General features: G+C 48.9%; 6 protein-coding genes, 1 tRNA gene and 1 pseudogene. 6 read left to right on the forward strand and 2 right to left on the reverse strand.

Features of this window, described 5'->3' with window-relative positions; genetic code table 11:
- Nucleotides 1–116: 116 nt before the first annotated feature.
- Entirely contained in the window at nt 117–536 is a 420-nt protein-coding gene (locus HW443_RS08500) for a hypothetical protein (RefSeq protein WP_176235451.1), read from the forward strand.
- A 78-nt stretch (nt 537–614) separates the two neighbouring features.
- Nucleotides 615–1,427 (forward strand): hypothetical protein, encoded by an 813-nt coding sequence (locus tag HW443_RS08505; RefSeq protein WP_176235450.1) that lies wholly within the window; start codon nt 615–617, stop codon nt 1,425–1,427.
- A gap of 280 nt (nt 1,428–1,707) precedes the next feature.
- Here HW443_RS08505 and HW443_RS08510 read toward each other — a convergent pair.
- A tRNA-Pro gene (locus tag HW443_RS08510) sits at nt 1,708–1,784 on the reverse strand.
- Between the two features lie 129 nt (nt 1,785–1,913).
- A complete protein-coding gene (locus tag HW443_RS08515) occupies nt 1,914–2,264 on the reverse strand; it encodes a DUF6788 family protein (protein ID WP_176227016.1) in 351 nt (116 codons plus the stop codon).
- A 68-nt stretch (nt 2,265–2,332) separates the two neighbouring features.
- Here HW443_RS08515 and HW443_RS13960 point away from each other — a divergent pair.
- From HW443_RS13960 to HW443_RS08530, 4 genes and pseudogenes are all read left to right on the forward strand, one after another.
- Nucleotides 2,333–2,665, forward strand: a pseudogene (locus HW443_RS13960) (DUF4277 domain-containing protein); the annotation flags it as partial.
- Between the two features lie 25 nt (nt 2,666–2,690).
- The gene (locus tag HW443_RS08520) at nt 2,691–4,034 is read left to right on the forward strand and encodes an IS1634 family transposase (RefSeq protein ID WP_258189808.1); all 1,344 of its coding nucleotides are present in this window, start codon (nt 2,691–2,693) and stop codon (nt 4,032–4,034) included.
- A gap of 341 nt (nt 4,035–4,375) precedes the next feature.
- Nucleotides 4,376–4,888, forward strand: coding sequence for a CDP-diacylglycerol--glycerol-3-phosphate 3-phosphatidyltransferase (pgsA, locus tag HW443_RS08525; RefSeq protein WP_176235448.1), 513 nt, complete (start codon nt 4,376–4,378; stop codon nt 4,886–4,888).
- Nucleotides 4,889–4,912: 24 nt separating this feature from the next.
- Nucleotides 4,913–7,411: a mannose-1-phosphate guanyltransferase gene (locus HW443_RS08530; protein ID WP_176235447.1), complete on the forward strand. Its 2,499-nt coding sequence runs from the start codon at nt 4,913–4,915 to the stop codon at nt 7,409–7,411.
- The last annotated feature ends 18 nt before the right edge of the window (nt 7,412–7,429 follow it).

The following is a 7,429-nucleotide window of genomic DNA, read 5'->3' on the forward strand; positions in this document are numbered from 1 at the left end:
TTTTAGGGGCGAAGTGGGAGATGAGTTTTTGAAATTGGAGTTTTTAGACAGCCTCTAATGAGATAAAACTTTCATGTGCTGACCCTTCTACCCCCAGTAGTATAGTTGCAGAAGCAGTGTCAAAACTAAAAGACAATCTCTTTTACATTTCTGATGTAGGATTGTTCTTTACAAATCAACCAAACCTAAATCGCATACTTTTAACAAAAATGGGGAGCATAGAAGACCTTAAGTTAGAAGAAAAAAATCTTTTAACCAAAAGCCTTACCAAAGAATATTTTGATATTTATATCTGGCCTGGTAATCCTAAAGACATTTCTGACACGACGAGGTTGAAACTGGTTATCCAGACAAATCACAAGAGATGCAAAGAGTTTTTGGAAAATTGCGGAGAACGGCCAAGGGTTTACCGCAATACCCTTATATTTCTCTGTCCATCAGAATCTGAGAGAATAAGCTTTGATAACTTCTTGAAGAAAAAACTTGCATGGCACTTTATAGAAAAAGACAAAACACTCCGTATTACTGATGAGTAGAGAAAGGAAGTAAGAGAGAAAATAAAAAAAGCCGAAGCTGAAGTAAAAGAGCGTATAAGAAGTCTCTACCGTCTTATATTGCTCCCTTCAAAGGAAGGATTTAAAGAAATTGATTTAGGAATCCCTACTTATGGAGCAGATGTTACCATAGATAAAGAAGTATATGAAAGGTTGAGAGGTGATGGTGAAATTCTTGAAAAATTAAGCGCTCTATCTCTTAAAGAAAAATACCTCAAAGATAGAGATTATGTTAAAACAAAGAATATTCTTGAATCCTTTTACAAAACATCAGGAGAGGTAAGGGTCATACGCGATGAGGTGCTTAAAGATTCTATTAAAGAAGGGGTCAGACAAGGATTATTTGGGGTTGGAGGTATAGAAAACGGAAAACCTGTCTGCGATCATTTCAAAGAGGAATTTTCTCCTGAGATAGTAGAAGAGGAAATCATCATCAGAGCGGAATTGTGCTTGCCTAAACCTATAGAAGGGATTTCAGATGAGATGTTCCAATCATATATTACTAAAATCAAAGAATGTGATAGGACTCTAGACATAACGAAAATAGAAGAAGAAATTGCCCAATATGACTTATCGTCAGAGCAAAGAAAGAAACTTGAAAAAGAGGCAAGAAGAAGGAAGGACGAATTACAAGACATTGTTAAACCAAAAGAAAAATATCATAATATTAACCTTAAATTGAATGTTCCTTCAGGTAAATTATCTGATATTGTAAAAATGGTTAACTACATCAAAAGCAAGTTTAATCAGGTAAATATAAGAGTTGAAATATCTACACAAGACGGAGAGATGGCGATTTCGGAATATGAGGATAAGGTTAAGGAGGCAATAAATCAGGCAGGAGTTAGGGTTGAAGACGAGGATGTTGAATGAGAAAATGCACGACTTCGCACAGCATATACGGCTCACTTCGTTCGTCTAAATTTCGTCTTCGCCGAAACTTCTTTTATGTTGATACCGTTAGGCGACATTGCCACAGGAGGCAATAACAATGTTCGATAAATGTCCTGGGGCAAGGAGAAGTTCTCCTGCTCCTCCTTGTGAAGTTGTAACTTCCTCACGATTCAGGTGAACTAGAAGAGGACTTAAGGAGAGCTTTACTGCCCAAGTGGCGGTGCCAAAATAGGCTCTGATTAGAGATTTTCTTAACAACTGGTCGGGACGAGAGGATTTGAACCTCCGACCCCCTGAACCCCATTCAGGTGCGCTACCAAGCTGCGCCACGTCCCGACAAAGCGTGCTTAGCTAATAGGAAATTTACTCGATTATTATATCACATTATCTCAAGAATCTTGCAGAATAACTCCCATTCCGCACATCTCAAAAGTGATTTCTCCCTAATTATCTACCGCCCCGCCATCAGCTCTTGCGCTTGCGATCGCCGAGCACAATGGCTTCGGTTTCCCGCTCCCACTGCCGGAGTAAATCCTTGATCTCGCGCTGATTGGCGATCGCTCCTGCAAGCATTCCCGCCTGCTCCCTGGATACCACCCTGTGGACGAGACGGCCACCTTTCCAGCGGTTCCACTCGTAATAGGGGCCGTGGATGGCGTCCGGATCGCTTGCGCACCGGCAGTTGGGCCTCCCGCATTTCTTCTTGCGCTCCATGAGCGTGCCCGAGCAGACCAGGTCCATCCCGGCGATCCTGGCCTTGATCTGTCCTATGCGGCGGGAAGCATCCCGTGTGTTCTTGTCCATATCTTGGGTCATACCCCTTGACAACTCCTGTATCTGGCGTTTATACTAACGCTAGATTGGCGTCCTGTCAAGGGGTGGTAATGGGAGAACGCATCTTTGACCTGAAGACGGAGCGGCTGGGACCCCTCCCCCTGGTCAACCACTTCTTGGGCCGCCTGGGGCTCATCGACATCCTCGACCGCTTCGTTCCGACCAGGGACCCCCGCTGCGCCCTTTCCTACGACAAGAGGCTGGGAGTGCTCCTTAGGTCCATCATCACCGAGCGGGATCCCATCTACCGTCTGGGGGAGGTGGTGAGCACATTCGCTCCGGAGGGCTTCGGGCTTTCGCCCGAGGAAGCGGAAAGGATTACTGACGACCTTATCGGCAGGGCGCTGGATAGGCTCTTCGACTCAGACAGGGGAAGTCTCCTCACCGAGATAGTCATATCCGCCGGGAATGAGTTCTCGCTCTCCTTCGACGAGCTACTTAAGCGACTCCACCACGGTGAAGTTCACCGGACAGTACGCCCGGGCAAAGGGAAGGAGCATCAGGGGGAAGAAGGCGCCCTTCATAACCTACGGCTACTCGAAGGACAAGCGTCCCGACCTCAAGCAACTGTTGTTCATCCTCACCTCCACGAGCGACGGCGCCGTTCCCGTGCAGTTCCGCTGCGAGGCGGGAAACGAAAACGACTCGCGCACCCACGAGGAGACCTGGGACGCGCTATGCCGTGCCACCGGCAGGAACGACTTCCTGTACGTCGCGGACGGAAAGCTCTGCAACGAAGACGCCATGGGTTACATAGACCGACGCAAAGGCCGATTCGTCACCGTTCTTCCAAGGACCCGGATTGAGGACAGGCTGTTCCGCGAGTGGGTCCAGGGCCACGAGCCTGACTGGGAGAAGGTGTGGGACAGGGAGAACCCGCGCCAGAAGGGTGGTCCCAGGGACAGGTGGTTCGTCTGGAGGGACAGGCTCCCCTCGGCGGAAGGATGGCCGGTCATCTGGGTGTTCAGCTCTCTTCTGGCCTTGAGGACATCTGAGTTCCGGCGCCAGAGGATCGCGCGCGCGGAGCAGGAGCTCTCCGATCTAGCCGGAGGGCAGATGGGACCCAGGCCCCGGAAGCGCTCACGCTACGAGATGCAAAGGCAGATCGACGAGATTCTTGAGAGGCTGCATGTAGTACGCTACATCGAGGTATCCCTCAAAACCGCCTACGAGCACTCGTTCAAGCAGGAGAGACCCGGAAGGCCGGGGCCGGATACCAAGTACGTGCGCAAGACCAGGAAGCGCTGGAAGATACAATGGAGGGTAAACAAGGACAAGGTGGCCTACGACCAGAAGAGCGACGGCATGTATCCACTTCTCACAAACGACCGCTCGCTCACCCCAAGGCAAGTCCTTGAGGCCCACAAACGCCAGCCCACAATCGAGAAGCTCCTCTCCCAGGTCAAGACCGTCCTCGAGATAGCACCGGTGTTCCTCAAGAACGAGGGAAGGGTGGAGGCCCTTTTCTTCCTGTACTTCGTATCACTTCTCGTGCAGGCATTGATCGAGAGGGAGATGCGAGGTGCCATGGAGAGGAGGGAGATCACCGACATCCCCCTCTACCCCGAGGAGCGGGCCAACAGGCGGCCGACCGCGGAGCAGATACTGAAGCTGTTCAGCTTGGTCGAGCGGCACACTCTTATCGAGAATGGCAACGATGTTCATCTCTTCGAGCCCGAGCTCACCGATCTACAGAAACAGGTTCTCGGTCTTCTCGGCATTCCGGAAACCGCATATCGCAGGGGATTGTAAGTGCAGTGGAAATTAGCGAGAAAACCGCGATGAGATGTGCGGAATGGGAGGAATAACGGCTTTCCCCGAGCTGTTCCGGGTTTTCTACGGGCGCAGGAATGGATGACTAACAATTCAGTTGCCAGAGAATACAGAGAGTAAATACAGAGAATAGGAAGATTAGGGATCTCCCAAAATCGGGTACTGCCACAAAAACGTAGCGGCCAGCGATTGAAAGAAGAGGAGAGATCCTGGGCAACCCCCCCTCATTGATCTCCCTTGATCTGGTAGTATATACTCAAGGTAACTCTGGCGTTCCTGCAAAAAGCTCAAAAGCGACTGTTTCCTGACAAGGTGATTCAGTGGCTAATTTTCTTACGATTTTAAGACTACTGCTGGTTCCGTTTTTTGTCTTTTTTATGCTCTCAGAAGGAAAGAATTTCTCTCAGATTGCCCTGAGCCTTTTTCTTGTGGCGGCTCTAACGGATGTCATTGATGGCTATATTGCCCGCTCTTTTAACGGGATCACGGAGTTTGGCAAGAGGGCCGATCCTTTTGTGGACCGGATTCTGGTGGCCAGCGCCCTGATAACCATGGCTTACAGGGGGATGATACCTCTGTGGGGGCTTTTTTTGATCCTTTTTCGAGACCTGTATCTTACAGTGGGATTTCTCCTACTAAAAGAGAAAAACCGGAAAGAGTTATCCGTTACTACCGCAGGAAAGTTGACTACTTTCTGCATTATTACTTCTATTGTTGTTCTCTTGGCCGGAATAGAGCCTCTTGGCTTTTATATTTTCTACGCAGGATGTCTTATGTCTATCATTTCTGGTGTGCACTATACCATCAAAGCTTATAGAGTTATATTTGCCTAGAATATTGGCCTGTGAGGAGCAGCAATGAAAGCGGTGGTCATGGCCGGCGGCAAAGGCACCAGACTCAGACCTCTCACGGTCAACCTTCCGAAACCGATGGTACCAGTAGTGGGGAAGCCCGTGATGGAACACATTGTGGAGCTTCTGAAGAAACACGGCATTGTAGACATAGTGGTGACTCTCCAGTTCATGCCCGAAGTGATCAGAGGCTATTTTAGCGATGGGACTAGCCTGGAGATGAATATCAGCTACGCAGTTGAGGATTCTCCTCTCGGCACTGCCGGCAGTGTCAGAAATGTCCAAAGTTTTCTGGGAAAGGAAACCTTCCTGGTAATTAGCGGCGATGCTCTTACAGATATAAATCTGACTGATCTTATTGATTTTCATAAGAGAAAGGGAGCTTTAGCTACCGTCTGTTTGAAAAGCGTAGAGAACCCCCTGGACTTTGGCCTGGTCATAACCAATGCTGAGGGGAGGATTGAAAGATTTCTGGAGAAGCCGGATTGGAGCCAGGTTTTCAGTGACACTATCAATACCGGCATCTATGTGCTGGAGCCGGAGATTTTTGATCATATAGAGTCCCAGCGGGAGGTGGATTTCGCCAGAAATGTCTTCCCCAGACTCCTGAAGCAGGGCCAGAATCTTTACGGATACACAGCTGATGGCTATTGGTGCGATATTGGGAATTTGGAACACTACCGCCAGGCACACCGGGATGTTCTCGATGGCAAAGTCGATGTCTGCATTCCTGGCGCTAAGATGCGTAGAGACATCTGGGTCGGTGAGAACGGGGAGATAGCCAGGAATGTGGACATTTTCGGCCCTGTATTCATCGGCAACCACTCCAAGATCAAAGCAGGGGCCAGGCTGGGGGAGTACACTGTTATTGGGGACAATGTAGTAGTGGGAGATAGTTCTGTAATAGATAGAACTATTATCTGGGACAACACTTTCATAGGAGATATGGCCAACATAAGGGGAGCTATCATCGGCAAGAATTGCGATATTAGGAACATGGTTATCATCGAGGAAGGAGTAGCTATCGGTGATGACTGTAAGGTCAGAGAAAGAGCCATTATAAAGCACGACGTGAGGGTATATCCTTCCAAGATCATCGACATGGGTGCGTTCATAAAGCGCAGCATCATATGGGAATCCAGGGGCACACGCACGCTCTTCAGGAAGGAAGGGGTAAGAGGGCTTCTTAATATCGACATTACTCCTGAAGTTGCCACTAAGCTGGCCATGGCCTACGGAACCACTTTGCCGCCCAACTCCAAGGTTACTACCAGCAGGGACGCCAGCCGGGCCTCCCGGATGATCAAGAGAGCCATGATATCCGGCCTTCTTTCTACAGGAGTGCATATCCAGGATCTGCGAGTAGCTCCCCCAGCAGTCAACCGCTTTAATGTGCATACCGGAAGAGCGGAAGGAGGAGTTCATGCCAGAGCCTGGCCCTCTGATCCCAATATTGTCCAGATCAACTTCTTCAATTCTAATGGCATAGACATAGACATGAACCAACAACGGGAGATCGAGAAGTTCTATCATATAGAAGAGTTCAGGAGGGCGTTCTATGATGAGGTGGGGGAGATAGTCTTTCCGGCACGCACCGTGGAATACTATCGCAATGCTCTTCTAAGTGCCATAGACCTCAACGTTATCCAACAGACCCGATTGAAAGTCATCCTTGACTATGCCTACGGCAGCGCTTCTCTAATTCTTCCTTCTATCCTGGGCAGATTGAGAACCGACGTGGTCTCCATCAATGCCTATACCGATGAGGACATTGCTATGGTCACGGAGGAACTGAATGTCTCTTTGGACAGGCTTTCTTCCATGGTTAATGCCTTTAAGGCTGACTTGGGAGTTATGATTGATAGCGCTTCAGAAAAAATCTATTTGGTGGATGAGAACGGAGATGTAGTTCCCCCTCCCAGGATGCTTCTCCTTTTGATTAAGCTCATGGGCCAGAGAGGAAGGGGAGGTAAGATCATCGTCCCGCTGACCGCCACTTCCAGGGCTGAGGAGTTAGCGGAAAGCTATGACTGTGAGATAGTCAGAACCAAGGCCAGCTCTAGCGCCATAATGGAAGCCAGTATGGCCGAGGGGGCCATCTTTGCCGGAGATCTTTACGGGAGCTATATCTTTCCCAAATTTCTTCCCGCCTACGATGCGGTTATGGCTTTCTGTAAAATTTTGGAACTTCTCTCTCTTAAGGGAGAACCCATTTCCCATTTGCTGCATTCTCTCCCTGAATTCAACGTGGATAAGGAGACCGTCTCCTGTAGTTGGGAGATGATGGGAGTGGTCATGCGCAAGATCGCCGAGGAGTGCAAACACCATAACCAGCCAGTGGAGTTGATTGACGGTGTTAAGATTTTTGAGAAGGACGGCTGGGTTCTTATCCTGCCAGATGCGGAAGAACCGGTCTTCCATCTTTTTTGTGAGAGCAGAGATAGCAAAAATACCAGATTCTATCTGGATAAATACGCGAGCCTGATCAGAAGCATAGTTGCCTGAGAGAGGAGAAAGTGCTTT

It is taken from the genome of Candidatus Hakubella thermalkaliphila (assembly GCF_013281975.1).
Lineage (GTDB): Bacteria > Actinomycetota > Humimicrobiia > Hakubellales > Hakubellaceae > Hakubella > Hakubella thermalkaliphila.

What these genes read in the sequence shown, in the direction of transcription:
- HW443_RS08515 (WP_176227016.1), bottom strand. Translation starts at nt 2,264, where the DNA reads ATGACCCAAGATATGGACAAGAACACACGGGATGCTTCCCGCCGCATA.
- HW443_RS08530 (WP_176235447.1), top strand. Translation starts at nt 4,913, where the DNA reads ATGAAAGCGGTGGTCATGGCCGGCGGCAAAGGCACCAGACTCAGACCT.
- HW443_RS08520 (WP_258189808.1), top strand. Translation starts at nt 2,691, where the DNA reads ATGAGTTCTCGCTCTCCTTCGACGAGCTACTTAAGCGACTCCACCACG.